The sequence below is a fragment of the Trueperella abortisuis genome (genome assembly GCF_030811095.1).
In the GTDB taxonomy this organism is placed as follows: domain Bacteria; phylum Actinomycetota; class Actinomycetes; order Actinomycetales; family Actinomycetaceae; genus Trueperella; species Trueperella abortisuis.
This window is the reverse complement of sequence record NZ_JAUSQL010000001.1, coordinates 2,249,242-2,271,445: the sequence shown is the minus strand read 5'-3', so window position 1 is coordinate 2,271,445 and position 22,204 is coordinate 2,249,242. Positions and strand designations below refer to the sequence as shown.

The 22,204-nt window shown below is 61.3% G+C and carries 19 protein-coding genes and 1 pseudogene; 11 read left to right on the top strand and 9 right to left on the bottom strand.

The window, feature by feature from the left end:
* Positions 1-79: 79 nt before the first annotated feature.
* From J2S45_RS10210 to J2S45_RS10195, 4 genes are all read right to left on the bottom strand, one after another.
* Complete coding sequence (locus J2S45_RS10210; RefSeq protein WP_307635336.1) at positions 80-1,405, bottom strand: DUF4921 family protein; 1,326 nt, start codon at positions 1,403-1,405, stop codon at positions 80-82.
* 71 nt (positions 1,406-1,476) lie between these two features.
* Entirely contained in the window at positions 1,477-1,947 is a 471-nt protein-coding gene (locus tag J2S45_RS10205) for a general stress protein (RefSeq protein WP_307635335.1), read from the bottom strand.
* Between the two features lie 438 nt (positions 1,948-2,385).
* Positions 2,386-3,411, bottom strand: a complete 1,026-nt coding sequence (locus J2S45_RS10200; RefSeq protein ID WP_307635334.1) for an L-idonate 5-dehydrogenase — start codon at positions 3,409-3,411, stop codon at positions 2,386-2,388.
* A 43-nt stretch (positions 3,412-3,454) separates the two neighbouring features.
* A complete protein-coding gene (locus tag J2S45_RS10195; RefSeq protein ID WP_307635333.1) occupies positions 3,455-4,885 on the bottom strand; it encodes an Nramp family divalent metal transporter in 1,431 nt (476 codons plus the stop codon).
* 343 nt (positions 4,886-5,228) lie between these two features.
* On the opposite strand from J2S45_RS10195, the gene J2S45_RS10190 reads away from it, so the two are divergent.
* From J2S45_RS10190 to mobA, 4 genes are all read left to right on the top strand, one after another.
* The gene (locus J2S45_RS10190) at positions 5,229-5,978 is read left to right on the top strand and encodes a GntR family transcriptional regulator (RefSeq protein ID WP_307635332.1); all 750 of its coding nucleotides are present in this window, start codon (positions 5,229-5,231) and stop codon (positions 5,976-5,978) included.
* 56 nt (positions 5,979-6,034) lie between these two features.
* Positions 6,035-7,258: an MFS transporter gene (locus J2S45_RS10185; protein WP_307635331.1), complete on the top strand. Its 1,224-nt coding sequence runs from the start codon at positions 6,035-6,037 to the stop codon at positions 7,256-7,258.
* A gap of 96 nt (positions 7,259-7,354) precedes the next feature.
* Positions 7,355-7,783, top strand: coding sequence for a cupin domain-containing protein (locus J2S45_RS10180; protein ID WP_270976103.1), 429 nt, complete (start codon positions 7,355-7,357; stop codon positions 7,781-7,783).
* A gap of 358 nt (positions 7,784-8,141) precedes the next feature.
* Positions 8,142-8,744, top strand: coding sequence for a molybdenum cofactor guanylyltransferase (gene mobA / locus J2S45_RS10175; protein WP_307635330.1), 603 nt, complete (start codon positions 8,142-8,144; stop codon positions 8,742-8,744).
* Between the two features lie 16 nt (positions 8,745-8,760).
* On the opposite strand, the gene J2S45_RS10170 is transcribed toward mobA, so the two are convergent.
* Complete coding sequence (locus tag J2S45_RS10170; protein ID WP_307635329.1) at positions 8,761-9,267, bottom strand: MogA/MoaB family molybdenum cofactor biosynthesis protein; 507 nt, start codon at positions 9,265-9,267, stop codon at positions 8,761-8,763.
* 256 nt (positions 9,268-9,523) lie between these two features.
* Here J2S45_RS10170 and J2S45_RS10165 point away from each other — a divergent pair.
* The 5 genes and pseudogenes from J2S45_RS10165 (at position 9,524) to narI (ending at position 17,500) form a co-directional block, all read left to right on the top strand.
* Positions 9,524-10,852, top strand: a pseudogene (locus J2S45_RS10165) (nitrate/nitrite transporter).
* A 15-nt stretch (positions 10,853-10,867) separates the two neighbouring features.
* The gene (locus J2S45_RS10160; RefSeq protein WP_307635328.1) at positions 10,868-14,560 is read left to right on the top strand and encodes a nitrate reductase subunit alpha; all 3,693 of its coding nucleotides are present in this window, start codon (positions 10,868-10,870) and stop codon (positions 14,558-14,560) included.
* On the top strand, positions 14,560-16,080 hold the full coding sequence (narH, locus tag J2S45_RS10155; RefSeq protein WP_307635327.1) for a nitrate reductase subunit beta: 1,521 nt from the start codon (positions 14,560-14,562) through the stop codon (positions 16,078-16,080). Before J2S45_RS10160 ends, narH begins: the two co-directional genes overlap by 1 nt.
* Positions 16,077-16,736: a nitrate reductase molybdenum cofactor assembly chaperone gene (narJ, locus tag J2S45_RS10150; RefSeq protein ID WP_270976091.1), complete on the top strand. Its 660-nt coding sequence runs from the start codon at positions 16,077-16,079 to the stop codon at positions 16,734-16,736. Before narH ends, narJ begins: the two co-directional genes overlap by 4 nt.
* Positions 16,733-17,500, top strand: a complete 768-nt coding sequence (gene narI, locus J2S45_RS10145) for a respiratory nitrate reductase subunit gamma (protein ID WP_270976090.1) — start codon at positions 16,733-16,735, stop codon at positions 17,498-17,500. The genes narJ and narI overlap by 4 nt, the downstream gene beginning before the upstream one ends.
* A gap of 67 nt (positions 17,501-17,567) precedes the next feature.
* On the opposite strand, the gene J2S45_RS10140 is transcribed toward narI, so the two are convergent.
* Positions 17,568-18,506: an ROK family glucokinase gene (locus J2S45_RS10140; protein WP_270976088.1), complete on the bottom strand. Its 939-nt coding sequence runs from the start codon at positions 18,504-18,506 to the stop codon at positions 17,568-17,570.
* Positions 18,507-18,786: 280 nt separating this feature from the next.
* Here J2S45_RS10140 and J2S45_RS10135 point away from each other — a divergent pair, with 280 nt between their 5' ends.
* Positions 18,787-19,515 (top strand): hypothetical protein, encoded by a 729-nt coding sequence (locus J2S45_RS10135; protein ID WP_307635326.1) that lies wholly within the window; start codon positions 18,787-18,789, stop codon positions 19,513-19,515.
* A gap of 3 nt (positions 19,516-19,518) precedes the next feature.
* Complete coding sequence (locus tag J2S45_RS10130; RefSeq protein ID WP_307635325.1) at positions 19,519-19,935, top strand: SdpI family protein; 417 nt, start codon at positions 19,519-19,521, stop codon at positions 19,933-19,935.
* A 248-nt stretch (positions 19,936-20,183) separates the two neighbouring features.
* Here the strand turns inward: J2S45_RS10130 and J2S45_RS10125 are convergent, their stop codons facing one another.
* From J2S45_RS10125 to J2S45_RS10115, 3 genes are read right to left on the bottom strand one after another with little or no spacing between them, the layout of a single operon-like run.
* A complete protein-coding gene (locus J2S45_RS10125) occupies positions 20,184-20,519 on the bottom strand; it encodes an IS3 family transposase (protein ID WP_307635324.1) in 336 nt (111 codons plus the stop codon).
* 53 nt (positions 20,520-20,572) lie between these two features.
* Positions 20,573-21,559, bottom strand: coding sequence for an ABC transporter permease (locus J2S45_RS10120; RefSeq protein WP_307635323.1), 987 nt, complete (start codon positions 21,557-21,559; stop codon positions 20,573-20,575).
* A complete protein-coding gene (locus J2S45_RS10115; RefSeq protein WP_307635322.1) occupies positions 21,556-22,203 on the bottom strand; it encodes a TorD/DmsD family molecular chaperone in 648 nt (215 codons plus the stop codon). The genes J2S45_RS10120 and J2S45_RS10115 overlap by 4 nt, the downstream gene beginning before the upstream one ends.
* Position 22,204 lies beyond the last annotated feature (1 nt).

Genomic DNA, 22,204 nt, shown 5'->3' with positions numbered 1-22,204 from the left:
CGTGCTGGGCTAAATCCTCAAGTGAACTGTCGGGGACGGGCACGCGGGGCTAGCCGCTTGCGCCCGGGCGGCGTCAACCCTAGAGCGCCGGGTTGTACTTGAGGCAGTTGACCTCGCACGAGCACTCGGTGGCCACCGAGATGCCGGCGGCGAGTTTGCCCTCCGCACGTAGCTCGAGCAGCTTTGGCACCACGCGGTCGCGAAGAGTCCACGGGTCAATCGTGTTGACGTAAATCTTCGACCCGCCCTCGAAGCCGGCGAGGGTGGACACGCGCCACTTGAGCAGGATCCGCCACGGCATGTTGACGTCGGAATCGATCGGCTTCGTGTACCACTCCTCGTTCGTGGGCACGTTGGCGCCGGTGGCGGCGTGCATCGCGTGGACGAGGTCGGACATGGCGCGCTGCTCATCGCGGGTGTGCTCCCACGGCTGGATATGCGGTGACTTCGACCAGATCTCCAACGTGGGGTAGCGGTGACCGAATCCCGCGATCGCCACCGCGTGCTTGTTCTCCGCGATCACCAGGTTGTGGTAGCTGGCGTAATTGACGCCCGCCTCGTTGTAGAGGTTCGGGTTGTTACGCACCTTGACCACTTCCATCCGCCCGTTAACAGTGCGCTGATCGATGGCCACCAGCTGTTTGTGCAGGTGGTCGAACGAGGCGCCGGCCGGCTTAAGCCAATTCTGGAAGACTTGCACGTAACGCACGTACCGGTTCGTCTCATACAGGTCGCGCATAGCCTCGATCGTCATGCGCATGTACCACTCATGCTCCTGCGGGGTCAGCGTTCCCGACGCCGCCAGCTGCGTATCGTCCGTCGCTCCATCCACGAAGTGGCGCCGGCTGAGGATCAGGTCATGGCCTCCGCCAAAGAAGGAGTAGGCGCCCTTGAGCTTCTCGTCTTCCGGCAGATCGTCGAATTCCTGTGGGCTCATCTTCGAAGCGAACTTGTTGCGCAACACGGCCATGACGTGGGTGCGGCCCGCCGGGTCTGCAACGTAGTGATCCATCCGGCGCTGGGCGGCCGAGGGGAGCTTGTAGTCGTAGTTCGCGGCCCAATAGTCAAAAGACAGGATTTCGAACAGGTTTGGCACGCGCCGGAACTCCCACTGCTTGGAGAGCATGTCCACCGAGTCGGTCTGGATGATCTCGGCATCCTCGCCCTTGCGGATCAGCCGAGACTTTTCCGGTGGGGTCTCCAGCACGCGCTGAGTACAGAAGGCGCAGTGGCGACCGTCGTGCGCCGGGTCGAGCGGCTGCGGATCCGGGTTCTTGATACCCAGCGGACGGTTCGCGCGCCCCGGTACAGTCCACACCTCCGTTCCCGAAAATGGGTTGAGCTGCTTGATCGTCCCATCGGCCATGATGGTGAGCGGTTCAGCGAAGGTCTCGTACGGCTGCATGCACATATCCTTTCGGCGTCCGCTCTATTCTATCAGCGTGCGGGCGGGTGGCAGCGAGGTTCGTAGTTGCTTTAGTAAGAGGTCTCAGTCTCGGTGGGACGAATACCCTTCTCCGAGAGTAGCTCGTAGGCTCGAGCGAGGTACTCGGCGCGAACCTGAACCTCGTAGCGGTGAGCACGAAGCCCGTGCGTCGAGGTGAAGTCGCGCCGTCCGCCCGTCAGTGCGTGTGCGATGAGCCCCCAGAAGCCACCGAAAAGGACTCCGAACAGCACAGGCCAGCCGAAGTTCGCGAGCAGGCCAAGGCCCGGGGCGAGGATCCAGAACATCAGGCCGACGAAGATGCCGAACCAGAGGCCGGATAGTGCACCCATGAGCGCGGAGGTCCACACAGTTTTTCGGCCGTGAACGTCCTCGACGGTCTCGATGTCGGTACCAACGATGCGGGTGTGCTCTACGGGGAAGCCGGCGTCCGAAAGCCCGTCGACGATGCGCACAGCCTGAGGGTATTGCGTTACTTCCACTAATACGCGGTAGTCGGTCATAGTTTCTCCTTGCGGTGGGGTGTTCGCGGACTGGAGGGCGCGCCGGTCTGCGTCTGAAAGACCAAACCGCGCTACTCGACGCCCGCAACGGCCAATCTGATACATGTTCAATGCTAGGAGAATTTCTCAAGGCGAGTCCCGGCAACCTTGGAGTTATTGCGTTGAGCAATATCTTTCAGCCGCGAGCACAAGGCGAGAGGGCGCGGGATATGCTGGCCGGCGGGCCGCACGGGGATCGGCGCGGCCCGCGCCAGCCAGGGCAGGAAAGAGACGCGCCACCCAGGGGCTTGGCAATGGGGAGGGCACCCGCGAGGGGCGCCCTCCCCATTGCCAAGGCTTGCTTCGTGCCCGTGCCGGCGCATCACCAGCGGTTGCCGGCGCCTGCGTGCATGGACGAACTATGCCCACGGCGCGCCGGCCGCGCCAGCGCCTCGTGACCTAGCTGAGCTTGAGCATCACCTTTGACGACCCGGTGGACCGATCAGCGGCGGTGGCGAAGGCCTGTGTGGCGTCGTCGATCCCGAATTCGTGGGTTTGCAGCGGGCTCACGTCAACGCCGTTGGCCATGAGCTCCACGGCGTCGGTGATTTCGTCGATGAATCGGTATGAACCGCGGTAGTCGATTTCGCGGGTCACGATGTTGCCGAGCACGGCCTTGACCTCACCGCCCGGGAGGTTGCCCACCTGAACGACCGTGCCGCCGCGGCGCGTCGCTGCAACCACGTTGCCAAGGGCGGCGGGGGCGCCGGAAGCTTCCAGGGCGACGTCGACGTCGGAGGGGAGCGTCTCGCCTTCGGCCACGTTGATCGTCTCGTCAGCACCCATTTTTGCGGCGATCTCGAGCGAGGCGGCAGAGAGGTCGGAAGCGTAGATCTTCTTTGCCCCGGCCGCCTTCGCTGCGGCCACGACCAGTACGCCGATCGGACCCGCGCCATTGACGAGCACCGTGCGCCCCGAAACCTCCCCGGCACGCTTGACCGCGTGGATCGCCACGCCGAAGGGCTCGGCGAGGGCGCCGTCCTTCGTCGACACCGCGTCGGGCAGATACCGTAGCTGATCCGGGCGAACAACGCGGTACGCCGAGAACCCGCCCTGCTCGTGCGGCTTGAACGCTGCCGAGCCGAAGTAACGCACCTCCGGCCACAGGTTGGTGCGCTCGGCGATGTCGGCGGGCATCTCGTGATCACCGACGTAGGTGGCCGGATGGATCGTCACGCGGGCGCCTTCCTTAACGCCGGTCACATTCTTGCCCACTTTAGCCACGTGGCCCGCCACCTCGTGCCCAAGCACGAGCGGCTCAGAGAGCACAGCCGTTCCCGAGGCGCCGTTCTTCCAGTAGGAGATGTCGGAGCCGCAAATGCCGCCCCATTCGATGGCAACCAGCACGTCGTCGGGCCCGCAGATGGGCTCCGCAACGTCGTCGACCCGAAGGTCATCCTTGCCGTGTACAACAACTGCTTTCATGGTATTCCCTTCCATTATCTAGCCGATGAGGTCCTGGATGCTTCTAGCCAATGAGGCCCTGGATCTGGCCCCACAGCGAGTAGACGCCGACTGCGAAGATCGCGATCGCAGAGATGATCAGGAAGACCTGGAACACCGAACCGTCTTTGACGTTCGGGTCGGTCTGGTTTTTCTGGAGCTGGAGCGTGCAGATCGCGACGCCGATAAGGAAGATCGCGTTGAGAATTCCGGCGAGCACGACGAGCGCGAGCGGGGACTTCGCGACGGTTCCCAGGATCGCCCAGGCAAGGGGGAGGATCACCATGGTGGCGCGCATCCAGGCGTCGCGCTTGGAGGAGTCCTTCCAGTCGAAGGCGCCGAAGACCGACAGCGTGTTGGTGACGAGTCGGGCAAAGCCGGGGACGTTCGCGAGGATCGTCTTGAACAGTGCCACGCCGGCGCCGAGGAGGAAGAGAGTTCCGCCGAGCTGGCCGAAGATGTTGTCGAAGATCGAGGAGATCGTGGTCATAACCTCGTTGCCGGACGGCTCGAGGGCCTGCGGGTGTAGCACCGCCGCGCCGAGTACGTAGAAGGCAACGGTCGAGATGGTGTAGACGAACCAGGACACCCAAGCGTCAAGCTTCATGACCTTGATCCAGCCGCGGGCGCGGTTAATCCACGCCTCGGAGCCGTCGTTCGGGCCGGACCATGCGGCGTAGCCTTTTTCCACAACCCAGTAGGTATACGTGGTGACCTCGCCGGCGCCCACGCCGGTCATGCCGAACATGGCCAGGGCGATGCCGGCGGCGCCAGCACCGATCTGGAAGCGCATGCCGGCGGCGATGTCGGACACCGTCCACGAGAACTCCGTTCCGATCAGCAGGAACACCGCGAGGACGGCGAAGAAGGTGACGATGAGGACGAGCACGGTGGAGATCTTCTCGAGCATCGAGTAGCGGTTAAACCAGTGGACGCCGATCGCGATAGCGGCGAGGATGAACACCCACACGCCCACCGATGCGAACGATAGCGGATCGCCCACAATCGGGATGAGCGAGGAGAAGGCGAACGCGGCGGCTGAGAGCACGCCTGCCTGACCGATAACGAACTGGATGAACATGGAAAGGACGAGCCATGCCATCCAGCCGTGGCCAGCGATCTTGGGGCTGGTTTCGTCAAAGCCGGTGATCGCGGGTTTGCCGGTGGAAATCGAGAAGCGCGCCAGCTCGATCTGCACGAACACCTTGACGAAGGTGGAGACGAAGACGAGCCAGAAGAGGATAAAGCCGACCTTTGCGCCAAGCGTGGTGGCGGTGATCAGCTCTCCGGAGCCAACGACGGCCGCCGAAGTGATCATGCCGGGGCCTAGGAACTTTAATGCACCGCGCCATGACGTGGGCGGCTCAAGGATGTTTTCTTCGTGGAGTTTGTAGGGGTCTGCGTAGGTGGAAAGAGTGGTGGACTCTGCCATCTCGGCGCGTTCGGGTGCGCTCACGATTGCTCCTTTGCAATAACTTCGGGCTGACGACGTCGTCGTGTACTAAGCCCTATGTGCCGTTACGCGTGAAATACTAGTCTTGTATACAAGAAATGAGAAGCTGTGTCGGCAAAGTCACTATCGGGTCGAATCTGGTAGGCGAAATAGTCCCTTTTGTGGCTTCCAGTTGGCCCGCGTAGTGTCAGGATTGAAGAATTGAGGCCGGGCTCATGCCGTAGGATCGAAACGCGGAGGCGCGCCCGCCACACAGTAACATAGCGGCGTGCCCGCCGCACAATATGCCGTGTCCCGTCGCGTCAAAGGCGCCATCGGGCGGCACGAGTGATTGGGAGGAGGTGGCATGGCATCCACACAGAGTGTTCGGCAACGGGTGCTCGACGTCGTTCGTTCGCGCATCATCAACCTTGTCTACCTGCCTGGTATGCCGATCTCGGAAAACGACCTCGCCGCGCAGCTAGGGGTCTCGCGTACGCCGGTCCGGGAAGCGATCCTCCGGCTGGCTGAGGAGCACCTCGTGGACGTCGTCCCGCGCGTGGGCACCTACGTCTCACGTGTGGACATGACGCGCGTGCGCGCCTCGCAGTTTGCGCGCGAGGCGATCGAATGCGCCTCGCTGCGCCAGCTCAGCCTGCCGCTTTCTGCGGAGCAGGTGGCGCAGGTCGAGGAGAACCTGGCCGCCCAGGAGCGCGCGGTTGCCGACGGCGAGACGGATACCTTCTTCCTCCTCGACGAACAGTTCCATGCGACCCTCATGCGGATTGCCGGTCACGGAGCCGCCTGGGAGATCATCAGCGAAACGAAGGTGCACCTCGATCGCGCGCGCATCATCGGCTTTAAAGAAGTCTCCCCAATTAGCTTTTATTACGAGCAACACAGGGCGATCTTCGACTCCGTCCTCGCCGGCGACGTCGATCTTGCGACCTCGCGAATGCAGGAGCACCTCCGACTCGTACTCGCCGACGCGGCCAAGGCGGAAACCTTCCTGCCTGAGTTTTTTAAAAATGAGGGCGACGAAGCCGCACCTCGGATCGCGGCCCTGCCGAATCTTTTCGCGAACTTGGCAAAGCCGGACACCCCGCACTCGCCCTAGGATCAGGGCCGCCCGCGCGGTTGGCTTGCTTGCCGGCGAGTGGTAGGAATGACCGTGTGTCACGGTTAGAACTTCCCCGCGAGATTTGGGTGCTCGTCGCCGCCGCGCTGGCGGTCTCGCTCGGTTACGGCATCGTCGCCCCCGTCCTACCTCAGTTTGCTAAGAGCTTTGGTGTCACGACGACGCTCGCCACGGTTGTCGTCTCAGCCTTCGCCTTCATGCGCCTCGCCTTTGCGCCGGCATCTGGCGCGCTATCCGCACGCTTCGGCGAACGGAGTATGTACATGGCCGGGATTGTGATCGTCGCGGCGTCCTCTGCGGCGAGCGCCGCTGCGCAGAGCTATTGGCAGCTGCTCGTGGTGCGGGCGCTGGGCGGAGTGGGCTCGGTGATGTTTACCGTGGCGGCAATGTCGCTGATCATCAAGCTCTCGCCCGTGCACGCGCGCGGGCGCGCCTCGGCGGCCTACGGGTCTGGATTCCTCCTCGGCTCGATCCTCGGACCGGCTGTGGGCGGCGTGCTCGCCCCGCTCGGTTTCCGCTGGCCGTTCGTCATTTACGCGGCGATGTTGCTGGTCGCCGCCGTGATCGTGTTCGTGGCCATCCCGGCGTCCGTCGCTCAGGGCGGGGCGAGACTCGGCACTGGCGCTGGGAATGAGGCCGGCGTCGGCGAGGCGATACATGAGCCCAAGCCGATGACGGTCCGCGAGGCTTTTCAACTGCGGCGCTTCAAGATCGTGTTGTTGACGGCGTTCGCGCAGGGATGGACGAACTTCGGGGTGCGCGTGGCGGTGGTGCCGCTATTGGCGTCGGCCATTCCGGGGGCGCCAACGTGGCTGGCGGGCGCGGCACTCATGGCGTTTGCGGCGGGCAACGGACTGGCCCTGACGAGATCGGGTTACCTGTCCGACCTGTACGGGCGCAAGTATCTGGTGGTGGCAGGCCTGGTCATCTCGGGCGTCTTCACGGTGCTCATGGGCGTGTGGGATTCGACGTTGTTGATCCTGGTGGCGTCGTTCATGGGCGGTTTCGGCTCGGGCGCGATCCAGCCATCGCAGCAGGGCGCGGTGGCCGACATTATTGGGGATAGGCCGGGGTCGAACGTCGTATCCTTCTTCCAACAGTCCTCCGACCTGGGCCAGATCCTCGGTCCGATCGCCGCGGGGCTCATGATCGACCACTCCGGATACCTGCTGGCCTACGTTTTTTCTGGGGCGATCCTACTGGTTGCGGCGTTGATTTGGGTGGTGGGTGTGCGTGAGTCCGGGCGGGGCGGGGCTTAGGCTTGCCTAATTATTTCGTTAGCGAAGTGTGTGCCAGGGGACGGGTACGCACGGGATAATGGAATCAAGCAAGTCTTTAGAGGAGGACACAGCACAATGCAGTACGCAGGCGTATATGACGACCAGGGCAAGAAGCCATGGGTTCTCGACATGGAGAGCGAGACCCTCAAGAATGACACCTTCCGTACCACGATGTGGACCGGCAAGCACCTCCAGATGACTGTCATGTCGATCCCGGTTGGCGGAGACATCGGCCTCGAGGTCCACCACGGCATCGACCAGTTCCTGCGCATCGAGCAGGGCAAGGGCAAGTGCCAGATGGGTCCGGCGGAGGACAACCTGGACTTCGAGCGCATCGTGGAGGACGACGACGCGATTTTCGTCCCGGACGGCGCGTGGCACAACGTGACCAACATTGGTGATGAGCCGCTCAAGCTCTACACCATCTACGCGGTGCCGGACCACGAGCCGGGCACGGTTCACCAGACCCAGGCCGACGCGGAGGCCGATCCGAACGAGGATTAATCGACCGATCGGCCCACGGGTAATCAGGTGCTGATGAGGCGGGGAATTTCCGGATTCCCCGCCTTCTTCTTGCCCCGCTCGTGCCTGCAGAATCTGGCCCTTCCCAATTCGTGTGTGGCAACGGGTGCGGGTTCTTGACAGCTACCACCCCTGGCGGCCGTATGGCCGCCAGGGGACTTGCCTACGGGCGTGTCCCCGACACTTCACTTGAGGATTTAGGCTGCCGATCGCTATATGGGCCTGGTAGGCTCCAGATTCCTGAGTTACGTCGGGCACCTGCACCCCCGTACGGCCACGCGACCGGCGGATTCCAGCCCAAACCACGCCTCCGGGTGAGAAGAGCCGGTAATCTGATGGCATGGAACTCGCCGCGGTCATTGTCCAAGCTGGGGGAACGGGGGCGCGCCTGGGTGGCGCCTCGAAGCCGGACGTCGTGGTGGGTGGGCGGCGCCTGCTTGACATCTTCTTTGCCGAGCTCGCGAGTGTCGGTTTTTCCGGGCGGGCGGTGGTGGTGGCCCCCGAAGGGGTCGCGGTGCCGGCGGGCGCCATCCGTACGCTGGAAGACCCGCCCCACGGCGGACCGCTCGCGGGTATAGCGGCCGGCTTGGAGCGGTTGTGCGGTTTCTCCGACGACGCCGTGGTCGGGCTTGGAACATGCGACGCCCCGCTAGCGCCGCGGCTCTATCCCCAGCTACTGGCGCGGCTCGAGCTCGTGGGCGCGGGGCCGGCTGGGGGGAGCGTCCCGCCCTGCGGCGTCGTGCCCGCGGCCGACCAGGGCTGGCTACAGTACCTGCACGGCATCTACAGGATCGGGGCGCTGCGCGCGCTACCGTTTGAGCGGGATAAGTCGATTCGGTCAGCGTTCGCCGGCCTCGACGTGGTGACGAACGCCGACCCGCTGAACTGGTGCATAGACGTTGACACGCCACAAGACCTCGCGGCGCTCGAGGCTAGGCTCTAGGCTTTGCGGCTAGGCTCTAGGCTTCGGTCTGATCCATCTGCTCGTAGATGTAGGGCAGGAGGGGCAGGAGAACCGTGAGCGCATCTTTCACCCCGCCGGTGGAGGAGGGGCAGTTGACGATGACAGCGCCGCGCGTCGTGCGACTGGTGATTCCTACGATTCCGCGGCTGAGGCCGGCCAGCGGGGTGTTTTTCAAGCCTTCGCTTCGGATCTGTTCGGCCACCCCTGGTAGCTGAACGTCGCAGAGGCGCTCGGTTGTTTCTGGCGCAATGTTACGTGCGGAGACGCCGGTTGAGCCGATTGTGATGATGAGGCGAGCGCCGGCTTCGAGAGCCCGGTCAAACTCGCCGCGCAGGGGCGAGGCGAGGTCGCCGATGATCGCTTGGCGAACGACGTCGTAGCCCGACTTGTCGAGGATCTGGCGAGCCTTTTGCGCTCCGGCATCGGATTTGACGCCGTCGAGTACGCGGGAATCGACCGTGATGATGGCTGCGCGGATCTTGTCGGCTTCTGACTTATGCATTTTATTCACTGTGAGGTCCTTGCGTGAGGGTGCGGATTTATTGTATCTGGCTTGGCGTCTCTGCCTCGCTTGCGCTCCATATCTACAATTACAGCATGCGATACTGGCGTAATTCCGAACAATAGCTCAATAAATCGTGGTGTAATTGTGGCATAATATTAGCGTGGTTGCGTCATGAGGGGCAGAAATGACGCGCGACAATGATGGTGGAGGTTTGTGCCATGTGGGCATGGTTTACTGACAGTTTGGAATCGGCATGAGCGAAGTCGGGCATCTCGATACCTCGGGGAAGACCCTGAAGAACTGGGCTCCTGAGCGACCAGAAAACTGGGACGCAAAGATAGCTTGGTCCACCCTCATCATCACCACATTCTCGATGATTCTTGGCTTTTGTGTGTGGTTCCTCGTTTCGGCTCTAGCGCCGAAACTGAACGAGATCGGCTTCGACCTGACCAAGGCTCAGCTCTACTAGCTTGCCTCCATGCCCGGCCTCGCAGCCTGTCTTTTCCGTATTCTCTACACTTTCATGCCGCAGATTATCGGAACTCGCAAGCTGGTAGGGCTCTCCTCCATCCTCTTCACCGTCCCCATGATCGGCTAGTTCTTCGCGGTTCAGAATCCGAATACGCCCTACTGGTGGATGCTCACACTGTCCTTCATGTGTGGGATCGGTGGCGGAGCGTTTTCCGGATACATGCCTTCGACGGGGATGTTCTTCCCTAAGCGGATCGCTGGCACGGCCCTCAACTTGCAGGCCGGTGTTGGAAACCTTGGTATGTCGATCATCCAGATCGTCGGCCCAATTCTCATGGGCACATCACTGTTTGGCATCACGTGGATCGCCCCGCAGATGGACAGAGCGGGAGAACCGATATGGGTTTACAACCCGGCGATCTTCTTTGTTCCGTGGGCGCTCGTGGCCGCCGTACTGGCCTTTTGCTGCCTCAAGGACGTTCCCGCACACGCGAACATTCGCGAGCAGCTTGTGTTCCTCAAGAATCCCGACACCTGGTATATGACGCTCCTGTACGTCATGACCTTCGGCCTTTTTTCGGGTCTGTCGGCTCAATTCGGCTTGCTGATTAATAACAACTATGGTCCGACGTCGGCCATCAAGCTCGCGGTCGCAGGAGCCACCTACGCCTTTCTTGGCCCGCTCATCGGGTCGTTGGTGCGCGTCGTGTGGGGTCCTCTGTGTGACCGTTTTACGGGTGGGCTGTGGACCTGGGTATCTGGTGTGGGGATGGCGCTAACTCTCGCCCTGTCGGCCTGGGCGCTCATGGATCCGCAAACGATGAGTGACTTTCATGTCTACCTATGGTCCAGCCTGGCCATGTTCTTCTTCGCTGGAATCGGTAACGCTGGAACGTTCAAGCAGATGCCGATGATCATGCCCAAATCTGAGTCGGGCGGGGCGATTGGCTTTACCGGCGCGATCGCCGCCTCCGGGCCGTTCCTCGTTGGCGTGGCGCTGACCCTCATGCCCGCCTCTACCTTCTACTTCGGCGCAGCGGTTTTCTGCGTCATCTGTTCGATCGTTTGCTGGGTACGTTACGCCCGGCCGAATGCACCCTTGCGCGGATAGAAAGGCAGACCCGACATGACCTACAAGGAAAGCGCCGCTGGCGTCTTTGCCCTCGGCTCGAAATTACGGCGCGGCAACATCTCACCCGACGCCCGGCAAATCTTTTTCGATGGCGGCCGGGAGGCGGATAGGTTCTATCGTGACCGTTGGGCCTATGACAAGGTGGTGCGCTCAACGCACGGCGTGAACTGCACCGGTTCGTGTTCCTGGAAGGTCTACGTCAAGGACGGTATCATCACGTGGGAGTCCCAGGAGACGGACTACCCCTCCACTGGTGCGCAGATGCCCGAATATGAACCGCGCGGTTGCCCGCGCGGTGCGTCCTACGCCTGGTACGAGTACTCGCCCACCCGTATCCGCTACCCCTACATCCGCGGGGAGCTGCTCAAGCTCTATCGCGCCGAGCTGGCAGATGGGAAAGACCCGGTCGAGGCTTGGGGTGCGATCGTCGAAGATCCAGACAAGGCGCGCGCATACAAGTCCCAGCGTGGCCGGGGCGGGATGGTGCGGGTCGGATGGGATGAGGCCAATGAGCTGATCGCTGCCGCCCACGTCTACACAATCAAGACCTACGGGCCGGACCGCATGGCCGGCTTTTCTGTGATTCCCGCGATGTCGATGATCTCCTACGGGGCGGGCTCGCGCTTTTATGAGTTGCTTGGCGGCACGATGCTGTCCTTCTATGACTGGTATGCGGATCTGCCGCCGGCTTCTCCGCAGGTATTCGGCGATCAGACGGACGTGCCGGAATCTGGCGACTGGTTCAACGCCCAGTACCTCATTATGTGGGGTTCGAACATCCCGGTGACCCGCACACCCGATGCGCACTTCATGACCGAGGCCCGTTACCACGGGCAGAAGGTCGTAGCCATTTCGCCCGACTTCGCGGACAACACGAAGTTTGGTGACGAATGGTTGCGCGTTAACCCCGGTACCGACGGTGCACTTGCGCAGGCGATGGGTCACGTCATTCTCAACGAGTTCCACGTTAAGCGCCAGGAACCGTACTTCCTCGACTACATGAAGCGATTTACAGATGCTCCTTTCCTCGTCAAGCTTGACAAGCACGAGGGCGCCTTCGTCCCAGGAAAGTTCCTCACCGTGACTGATCTGCCCGAACCGGGAGAGTTGGGGGAGAAGGACTACCCCGAACACCGCGGGCTTGTCCTCAACACGGCAGGGGAGATCGTGGATCCGGGCGGTACGATCGCCGACCGTTACAGTTCTGTCAAGGGAGGGTGGAATCTTGCCCTCGACGGCGTCGATCCCGCCATCACCGCAGCTTCCCGTTCCGATGCGACCGGCGTAGAGATCCTTCTTCCGCGTTTTGACCTGCCGGACTCCGCAACCGAATCGGTGGGCGGCGGCGTCATTACCCGTGGCGTGCCCGCGATCAAAGTGGCAGACACCTACGTCACCACCGTCTACGATCTCCTCCTTGCCGAGTATGGTGTGGGCAGAGAGGGCCTTCCGGGCACGTGGCCTGCGGGTTACGAAGATGCCACCGTGCCCGGCACGCCCGCTTGGCAAGAGGAGCACACGGGTGTGCCGATGAACGCAGCCATTCGCATCGGGCGCGAGTTCGCCCAGAATGCGATCGATTCGGACGGACGGTCGATGATCGTCATGGGCGCCGGAACAAACCACTTCTTCCACTCCGATACGATCTATCGCACCTTCCTCGCGCTGACCACGATGTGCGCCACACAGGGGAAGAACGGCGGGGGCTGGGCTCATTACGTCGGCCAAGAAAAGGTTCGCCCCATTGCCGGCTGGCAACAGTATGCAATGGCTCTGGACTGGCAACGGCCAGCCCGGCAGATGATTTCGACCGGGTTTTGGTACCTGCTGACTGATCAGTGGCGCTATGACGGCGCGAAAGCGGACGCGATTGGCTCCCCGCTGGCCGATTGGAAAGGGCTAACAAACGCCGACACGCTGATCGAAGCAAGCCAGCGGGGGTGGATGCCCTCATTCCCGCAGTTTGACCGCTCCCCGCTGGAAATCGGGGAGTCTGCTCAAGAGGTCGGGCTGACCCCGGGGGAGTATGTGGTGGCCGAACTAAAGGCGGATCGACTCCATTTTGCCTGCACTGACCCGGATAACCCGGTCAACTTCACCCGTATCTTGGCTAACTGGCGAACGAATCTCATGGGTTCCTCAGCCAAGGGCGCCGAGTTCTTCCAGCGGCACATGATCGGTGCCGATAATGCGGTGCGAGCCAACGAACTTGCGCCGGAAGATCGTCCCAAGCTCATCACGTGGCGGGACAATCCCGGCGTCGGCAAGCTTGACCTGATGTTCACCGCTGACTTCCGCAACACCTCCACCACGCTCTATTCCGACGTCGTTCTACCGGCGGCGACATGGTATGAGAAGGAGGACATATCCTCGACGGACATGCACCCCTTTGTCCACACATTTAATGAAGCCGTCACCCCACCGTGGGAGGCGCGTACAGACTTCGAGATTTTCAAAACCCTTGCTGCCCTCGTCTCACAGATGGCGGTCAAGCATCTGGGAACTCGTCGGGACGTTATCATGGCACCCATCAGCCATGATACCCCCGACGAATTAGCCCTCCCGCACGGCGTCGTCGCTCCGCTTGCCGAACGCGAACTCATTCCGGGCAAGACCTTGCCCAAGTTTGTTCCCGTGGAGCGGGACTACACCGAGATTTACAACAAGTTTGTTGCGCTCGGGCCCTTGGCTGAGAAGCTGGGACTACCGATCAAGGGAATCGCTCTACACCCGGACGAAGAGATCGGTAAGCTGGGTGCGCTCAACGGCATCTCTACCAAAGGAGCCGGCGCGGGGCGGCCACTTATTGACACCGCGGTCAAGGCTGCGGACACCGTCATGCACCTGGCAGGCGCCACGAACGGCCGCCTGGCCGTGCAAGGATTCAAGCAGTACGAGGAACAGACTGGTCAACGCCTTGCCGACCTTGCCGAAGGCGCAGAGGAAAAGCTCATCACCTTCCGGGAGGCGACGATCCAGCCTCGTTCGGTTATCACCTCTCCCGAGTGGTCCGGATCGGAGCATGGCGGTCGGCGTTACAGCGCATTCGTCATCAATATCGAGCGCCTCAAGCCCTTCCACACGTTCACCGGCCGCCAGCACTACTACCTCGACCACGACTGGATGATCGCCATGGGCGAGTCCCTTCCCGTCTATCGACCGCCACTTGACCTGGCGCGTATTTATGGCGACGCCGTCGTGGGCGAGCTATCGAACGAGGATGGGGTGGCTCAGGTGGCCGTACGCTACCTGACCCCGCATAACAAGTGGTCCATTCACTCCCAGTACTTTGACAACCTCAACATGCTAACCCTCGGTCGTGGTGGCCAGACTATCTGGCTCAGTCCACAGGACGCAGACAAGATTGACGTCAAGGATAATGACTGGGTTGAGGCTTACAATCGTAATGGCGCTGTCGTTGCCCGCGCGGTCGTTTCCCACAGGATGCCCGAAGGGACGGTCTACATGCACCACGCCCAAGAGCGCGTGACCGGCACCCCGATTTCGGAGGTGTCCGGCAAGCGCGGAGGTATCCACAACTCGCTTACCCGCATCCTGCTCAAACCCACCCATATGGCCGGCGGGCATGCCCAACTGACCTACGGCTTTAACTACATCGGCCCCACCGGAAACCAGCGTGACGAAGTAACTCTTCTGCGCAAGCGCACCCAGGAGGTGACGTTCTGATGAAAGTCATGGCACAGATCGCAATGGTGATGAATCTGGACAAGTGCATCGGCTGCCACACTTGTTCGGTCACGTGTAAACAGGCCTGGACAAACCGTGAAGGAACCGAGTACGTGTGGTTCAACAACGTCGAGACCAAGCCCGGCGTTGGCTATCCGAAAGAATGGGAAAACCAGGACAGGTACAAGGGCGGCTGGGAGCGCACGGCTTCTGGCAAGCTTAGACCGCGCGGGGGCGGGCGGCTGAGGAAGCTCGCCACTATCTTCGCCAACCCTGACCTGCCCGGCATCGAGGACTACTACGAGCCGTGGACCTACGACTACGACAAACTCCTTCAGGCGCCACGTGGCCAGAAGAATCTACCGACTGCACCGCCCAAGTCGCAGCTGACCGGCGATCCGATGGACGCTCCGGTATGGGGGCCGAACTGGGATGACTCCCTGGGTGGCTCGATGGAGACGATGCACCAGGATCCGATCTTGGAGCAGATGACACACGCGGTCAAGCGTTCGATCGAAGACTCCTTCATGTTCTACCTGCCACGCATTTGCGAACACTGCCTCAACCCTACGTGCGTCTCGGCGTGTCCGTCGGGTGCGATGTATAAGCGCGCCGAGGACGGCGTCGTGCTCGTGGATCAAGACGGGTGTCGCGGCTGGCGTCAATGCATCTCCGCCTGCCCTTATAAGAAAGTCTATTTCAACCATTACACCGGAAAAGCCGAGAAATGCACGCTGTGCTATCCGCGTCTTGAGGCGGGTGAACCCACGGTGTGTTCGGAGACATGCGTGGGTCGTCTGCGCTATCTTGGTGTTCTCCTCTACGACGCCGACCGTGTAGGAGAGGCGGCCGCCACTGAGGATCCGCGTGACCTGTACATGGCTCAGCGTTCGCTCATCCTCGACCCGACGGATCCGCATGTCCGCCAAGCGGCAGAGGCTAATGGCGTGCCACAAAACTGGATCAAGGCTGCAGCAGAATCCCCGGTCTACAAGCTCATCGAGGAATACGAGGTGGCCCTGCCCCTTCACCCCGAGTATCGGACGATGCCGATGGTGTGGTACATCCCGCCGTTGTCCCCGGTTGTCGATGCTGTCACTCAATCCGGCGCCGACGGTGAGGACGCGAAAATCCTGTTGACCTCCATCGCCACGATGCGTATCCCGCTCGATTACCTTGCCGGTCTGTTTACCGCGGGCGACACTCGGCCCGTGGAGCGTTACTTGCGTCGGCTCGCCGCGATGCGTTCGCATATGCGCGATGTCAACCTGGGCCTTGAGCGCACTGATATTGCGAGTGACGCCGTCGGCATGAGCAACTCCCACCTTGAGGAGATGTACCGTCTGCTTGCTATTGCCAAGTATGACGACCGCTATGTCATCCCCACGACCTCGGCCGAGACTCCACGCGGTTTGCTTGAGCTTGGCTGCTTGCTCGATTCCCTCGGCGGGCCCGGGATGGGTGGAGTGGGTGGCAACACCGGTACGAAGACCTTCATCCCGTTGGAGGTGCGTAGATGAGTACCGACGCCGTCGTGGAGGCCCTCAATGCCGACCAGGCCGGCCCCGCCCGCACAGCCCACATGATCGCCGCCGTGCTCCTGGACTACCCGGATGCCGCGTTTGCGCAGCAGATCCCGGTGATTCGGGGAGAACTGGAGGCCTTGGACGAGCAGGTGGCCGACGAGTTTCAGGCATTCCTCGACTGGGCCGAGCAGCTCAGCCTAGATCAGATCGAAGCGGCATACGTTGACACCTTCGACCGCAGACGCAAGTGTTCACTGTACTTGTCTTATTACACGACGGGCGACACCCGCCAACGCGGGATGGCGCTGGTGACTTTCCAGCAGGCATTTGAGGCCGCGGGATGGCGGGTTGCGCAGGGGGAGTTGCCGGATTATCTACCGGCTGTCCTTGAGCTGTCTGCCCGTACCGGAGACGAACTCGCCCAGCACCTGCTGGGTGTCAATCGTGAGGGGCTTGAAGTGCTACGGGCGGCTCTCGAGTCTTTGGACAGTCCGTGGGCCAGTGTCATGCGCGCTGTACTGGCCACGCTTGGTCCGATCGACGACCGGGCCGCCGCCGCTTTTCGCAAGCTTGTTATGGAGGGACCACCTTCCGAACTTGTCGGTATTCAGGATCTGCCATTTCCGGTGACGAAGGAGTCGGCTCGATGAACCTTTTTGAAACATTCCTCTGGTCGGGTTTTCCCTACCTCGCGCTCGCGTTGTTGGTGGTGGGTCTAGTATGGCGCTACCGCTACGATAAGTTTGGTTGGACCTCGCGTTCCTCGCAGATCTTCGAATCGAAACTGTTGCGCCTGTCTTCGCCGCTGTTCCACGTGGGTATTTTGTTCGTGGGCGTGGGGCACGTGATGGGCTTGCTGGTGCCTAAGTCGTGGACGGAAGCGGCGGGAGTCTCCCAGCATGCCTACCACCTGTTGGCGACGGTGGGTGGCATGACGGCCGGCGTGATGACCGTGCTCGGCCTCCTCGGCCTGCTCTACCGCCGTTTGGTCACCAAGTCCGTGCGACTGGCGACGTCTCGCAACGACGTCGTCATGTACGCCCTGCTCTGCCTGCCCATCGCGCTCGGTTTCATAGCTACGCTACAAAACCAGGTGCTGGCGGGTGGGTATGACTACCGCGAGACGATCAGCCCGTGGTTGCGTTCGGTGCTCTCCTTCCAACCTGATGCCGCTTTGATGGCCGGCGTGCCCGCCTCCTTCAAGCTCCACGTGGTCGCGGGCTTTCTCCTCTTCGCCATCTGGCCGTTTACGAGGCTGGTCCATGTTGTCTCCGCGCCAGTAGCGTACCCCACTCGGCCCTACGTGGTGTATCGCTCGCGCGAGGACGGCGTGCGCGGTGCCCAAACTCCGCGCGGCTGGGAGCCGGTGGCGAAGAATAAGCAAAGGCGCGGCTCGCGTTCCTACGGGGCGTGACAGGCGCGCTGGGCGAGCGGTGTCAATGTAGGGCCGGCAAGGGTTTCAGACCTTCCTACGGGTAAACCTATTCGCGGGCGAGGTCAGCGGCTCCGATCAGGCCGGCGTGGTTGCCTAGGGAGGCAAGAAGTACCGGAGGCTCGGGGCGGTAGTCGCGAGCGGTGAGCCGCTCGAGGAATGCCTTGCGGGCGGGGCGGAGCAGGACGTCGCCGGCTTCGGAAACGCCGCCGGCCAGCACGAAGGCCTCCGGGTCGAGGATGGCCGCCAGATCGGCCATGCCTTGGCCGAGCCACTTGCCGATCTCGGCGAACGCGTCGTTGGCGCCCTTGCACCCATTCTGGGCTGCCTGGGTGATCATCGTCCCGGTGATCGCCTCCGGGTCACCCCCGGCCAGTTCCAGCATGCCAGCCGAATGCTCGCGATCCTGGCGGGCGATCTTGCGGGCCGCCCGAAGTAGGGCCCCTCCGGAAGAGTAGACCTCCCAGCAGCCGCGTAGCCCGCACCCGCACGGGATGCCGCCTTCAACCATGTTGATGTGCCCGATCTCGCCGGCGAAACCGCTGAAGCCGCGCAGGAGTTTCCCGCCGAGGATGATTCCACCGCCGATGCCTGTACCTACCGTAATGACGGCGGCCGAACCGTATTCGCGCGCCGCGCCGAACCGGAATTCGCCCCAGGCGGCCGCGTTCGCATCGTTCTCGACGACGGTGTGTAGGCCAGTCGCCTCAGCCACACGCTGGCCGAGGGGAAGATTTCGCCAGTTGAGGTTCGGGGCGAAGTTGACAGTCGAACGGTCAGAATTGATAAAGCCCGCGGCGCCGATACCCACGGCTGAAGCGCCGCCGTCGCGCAATTCTGCGATAGCCTCCAAGATCGTCTCTACCACCGAGTCCGGGGTGGCCGTGTCGGTGGGCTTTCGGGTCATTCTCAAGATCGTGCCCTGCTCATCAACGAGCCCCGCGGCAATCTTCGTTCCGCCTACATCAACGCCAATGATTTTACTCATGGCCGTATTTTCTCACGATCTTCCACATAAGTCAGGCAGTTCAATCATCTGCTTGCTTTCATCACGCCGATACTCCGGGGTAAAAGACCGCCTCGTCTTCTTCTCACTCATGTGTCTCCCAACACCTTTCCAAGCCAGACAAACTAGCTTAATCAAGTGTCAACAAACACAGGGTAACCCCAAACCGCCGCGAATACGCGGTAAACCGCAGATTCGGAGACCCAATCAGGATACCTTAGTAGCAAGGCAGAGTCGCCGATAAATGAAGAGGGAGATAAACATGGGAGCCGACAAACAACAGCAGGCTCGTTTCACAGGTTCGCAGTGGGGAGCCCTAAGTAGATTGCGGGCAACGATCGTCGGCGATTTCAAGCTTCAGGATGAATTTGAAGTGCGTCCGCGCGCGGTAATCGGGTCTTTAGGCGATATTCCCCTTACAGGGACTTTATTTGGAAATCGGAAGATCGCCGAAGTTCTTGATCAAACACCCGCGGGAATCAGGCTTGTTATTCTGGATTATATTCTTTCTAGCGTCGAGAATATGAGAGCTTCGGACGATGACCCAGAGATTGAACCGAAGGGTGTTTTGGCGGTTGTCAACCTGGCGGCAGTTTTCAATCTCGCAGTGCTACAGAATCTTGCGGTTTATCACCAGGTTGGAGCTGTTCTATGGGTCGGTGCCGCTGCAGCTATCAGTAAAGTTGCTAAGTTCAAAGGCTCAGGTAGCTTCCCAGATTTGGACGACGATCTCAATACCGTTCGCCACTCGATAGTATTTAGCAAGCGTTATCTGAACGGCACGTGGCACAAGTTCCTTCAGAAGCGAGGGTATGGTCCATCTCGTGAGAAAATGGCGGTACCTAGGCTGCTTAGTCAAGCGGAGGAGCCTGTTCTTGAAGGAAGCAGGTTACGATGCGAATCGCCTTATCGCGACAAGAAGATAAGAATTCTCGTAGAGTTTTCAGACAACAGTTCAGCGCTGATGGTACCAGAGGCGGAGGTGTTCTGAGTTATGAGTGGACTTGAACTCGCGGTGCTTCTGCTATTGGGGGGAGTTCTGGTGGCGACTGGCATTTTGGCTATATTTCTAGGGCGACGGATGAAAAATGATCAACTGCCCCCTAACGTTATCTTCGGGACAAGGACGCTATATTCTCTTGAATCGGAGGAGAATTGGTATCGTGTTCAGAGAGGCACTGCCGTGCCTACGATGCTTCTTGGTTACATCGCCATTCCTGCCGGCGTTATCGTTGCCATAGGTGCTACTGTAGAATTCTTTTGTTCAGATTACCAAGTATCTGACAATCTATTGCTGGCGGTCCTGGCTATCCTTTCTATGGCCGCGGTGTGGTTTTGGGTTCCCTATTTTCGACTAAAGCGATCTGTTCGCCATGACCAAGACGAAGATCATGAAGGTGAGTCGGGATGAAAGCCGAAAAGTGCATCTCTTTTAAGAAGCCTCACAGATTCGATCTAGCAGAAAGTATCCGGAATACTCGACGACTAGCAATAGTCACTACGGACGAGTGTCAGGCGAGATGCGCTCACTGCCTTATGGAATCAGGCCCGAGTGAGAAGGCTAGACTATCACTAGCACAAATGACTTCAGCGCTCGATTTCTTCATCGAATGTGGCAACCTGCAAAGGTGGGCTTAACCGCAAGTTGTTGACAGTTTTTTAGGCGACTTCCAATAGTGGAGCCGTTGTTTTCAGTTCGTATTCGACCGGCGAATAGCCGTTGATTGAGGTGTGGATCCGGGTGCGGTTGTAGAACACTTTGATCCATTCCGCGACCGATTCGTATACCTGTTTACGGGTAACGAAAGCGTAACGGTAGAAATGCTCGACTTTCGAGGGTGGCCCAAAACGACTCGGCCATCGCATTAATGCCACCACATGCCCATGATCCCCATCAACATGATGATCTGAGCCTTGATGGACGTAACCCAGCGACCAGGCTTCACCAACGACGAGCGTAGGAAGACGGCGACGCCCCTCCAGGATCCTGGGCATATACATGGGTATTCACCTGTTTTCTATGTTCACAACCTCCCTGGAGAGTAAACCTAACGGACACAACCTTCTTCTTGCCCCTCAGCCGCACCGGCGGAGTGTTGTTGCCGCTGCGTGGAGCTTGACGCGGCGCCACCGTGGCCCAAAGAGTCAGAGCTAGCGGAAGAGCCGGAATACGCGCCAGCCGGGTCCGAAGAATCAACGTCAGAGGCGGAAGACGCTTCATCGGAGCCGGAGGAGGCTTCATCGGAGCCGGAAGGATCATCGCCGGAGTCGGGCCTGGCCGGAGGCTGCTCGTCCAAGACGATCACCGTGGCGCCCGAGAGCACGCGGGTGACGATGATGCCGCAGATCGTCTCCGCAAGCATGATGCCCACCAGCACGACAAGCTGGAACCGGGCGGCCTCCACCGGGGAGGCCCCGCCGATCAACGCGCCGACGAACGCACCCGGCATCGTGACAAGGCCGGTGGACTTCGTCTTGTCGATCGTGGGAAGAAGCATCTCCTCGATCGCCGTCTTACGGACCTGGGCAAAAGCCTGGGGCGGGCGTGCCCCAAGTGCGAACCAGCCCTCCACCTCGCCACGCTGCGCCTGGGAGCTGGCAAGGAATCGCCGCCCGGATAGCGTCGCCGCTGACATCGAATTGCCGGTGATGATGCCGCCGATGGCGATGAAATTCGATACCGTCAGCTCCATCATCCGCATCGCGAAGATCGCCGTGACGACCGTCAGGGCCGCCGTGACGATGCCCGCGACTGCGGCACGCCGCCCATAGGACAGTTCTTTGAGCCGTTTGCCCGCAGTGAGCGAGGCGACCGTCATCATCACGGCCAGCATGAGTCCGGCTGTCCAGGGGTACTGGAATATGCCTTGTAAAATGAGCGCGAGTGCCGCCAGCTGGACTATCGCGCGCAGGGCCGCAGTCAGCGGCTGGATCCCCACCCGCAGACCCGCCCAGCGTTGCAGTCCAAGAGTGACCGCGACCATCACGGCAACGCCGAGGCCGGTCATGACAAGAAGTCGGGTCGCGTCGTTCACAGTTGCTTCTCCTGCTCAAACAGCGCGCCGAGCTCATCCAGCGCCCCGAGCGAGAGCGCGGCCACCCCGCGGTAGAAGGCCGTGGCGGCGTGCTCGCGTGCGGCGGACAGCATCTGCGGCGCCCACAGCGCCAGATGCTCGCGATAGAACCTTTCGACGACGTAGAGGTAGCGGCGGGCGTCCGTCAACGCGCCGACGTCGAGCGCACTGAGCGTGCGAGCGAGCCCCTGCGCGACGAAGTCGAACTCGAGCCCCACGTGGTCATCTGGCTCCTTGTGGAGGTAGGGGGCCTGCAAGTCGAGCTGGCGGTAGGCGGCACGCACCTGCAGGGTCTCCTCGTCGAAGACCAGCCCGTCCTTGCCGCGGTGAACCGACTCGAAGGGCGGGACGAGCGCGGTGGCGGTACGGCCATAGAGGGCGTTGATATCCGCGCGAAGCAGATCGGTGCTCTCGCCCGCGCCGAAAGAGTCGGCCCACTCGCGCAGGCCGGCCGAGGTGTGGGCCGAGTCCGAACTGGCAAGCGGCCACTGGGTGTACAACTGGCGCAACTGGGCGAGCGTGTCCTCATCCGGGGCGTCGAGGTGCAGGCGCCCGAGGGTGAGGAAAGCGGCCGCGAGGGCGTCGATACGATCTTCGTTAAGCATG

What these genes read in the sequence shown, in the direction of transcription:
- narI (WP_270976090.1), top strand. Translation starts at nt 16,733, where the DNA reads ATGAACCTTTTTGAAACATTCCTCTGGTCGGGTTTTCCCTACCTCGCG.
- J2S45_RS10200 (WP_307635334.1), bottom strand. Translation starts at nt 3,411, where the DNA reads ATGAAAGCAGTTGTTGTACACGGCAAGGATGACCTTCGGGTCGACGAC.
- J2S45_RS10130 (WP_307635325.1), top strand. Translation starts at nt 19,519, where the DNA reads ATGAGTGGACTTGAACTCGCGGTGCTTCTGCTATTGGGGGGAGTTCTG.
- narJ (WP_270976091.1), top strand. Translation starts at nt 16,077, where the DNA reads ATGAGTACCGACGCCGTCGTGGAGGCCCTCAATGCCGACCAGGCCGGC.
- J2S45_RS10115 (WP_307635322.1), bottom strand. Translation starts at nt 22,203, where the DNA reads ATGCTTAACGAAGATCGTATCGACGCCCTCGCGGCCGCTTTCCTCACC.
- J2S45_RS10140 (WP_270976088.1), bottom strand. Translation starts at nt 18,506, where the DNA reads ATGAGTAAAATCATTGGCGTTGATGTAGGCGGAACGAAGATTGCCGCG.
- J2S45_RS10160 (WP_307635328.1), top strand. Translation starts at nt 10,868, where the DNA reads ATGACCTACAAGGAAAGCGCCGCTGGCGTCTTTGCCCTCGGCTCGAAA.
- J2S45_RS10205 (WP_307635335.1), bottom strand. Translation starts at nt 1,947, where the DNA reads ATGACCGACTACCGCGTATTAGTGGAAGTAACGCAATACCCTCAGGCT.
- J2S45_RS10125 (WP_307635324.1), bottom strand. Translation starts at nt 20,519, where the DNA reads ATGCCCAGGATCCTGGAGGGGCGTCGCCGTCTTCCTACGCTCGTCGTT.
- J2S45_RS10135 (WP_307635326.1), top strand. Translation starts at nt 18,787, where the DNA reads ATGGGAGCCGACAAACAACAGCAGGCTCGTTTCACAGGTTCGCAGTGG.
- mobA (WP_307635330.1), top strand. Translation starts at nt 8,142, where the DNA reads ATGGAACTCGCCGCGGTCATTGTCCAAGCTGGGGGAACGGGGGCGCGC.
- J2S45_RS10170 (WP_307635329.1), bottom strand. Translation starts at nt 9,267, where the DNA reads ATGCATAAGTCAGAAGCCGACAAGATCCGCGCAGCCATCATCACGGTC.
- narH (WP_307635327.1), top strand. Translation starts at nt 14,560, where the DNA reads ATGAAAGTCATGGCACAGATCGCAATGGTGATGAATCTGGACAAGTGC.
- J2S45_RS10210 (WP_307635336.1), bottom strand. Translation starts at nt 1,405, where the DNA reads ATGCAGCCGTACGAGACCTTCGCTGAACCGCTCACCATCATGGCCGAT.
- J2S45_RS10180 (WP_270976103.1), top strand. Translation starts at nt 7,355, where the DNA reads ATGCAGTACGCAGGCGTATATGACGACCAGGGCAAGAAGCCATGGGTT.
- J2S45_RS10190 (WP_307635332.1), top strand. Translation starts at nt 5,229, where the DNA reads ATGGCATCCACACAGAGTGTTCGGCAACGGGTGCTCGACGTCGTTCGT.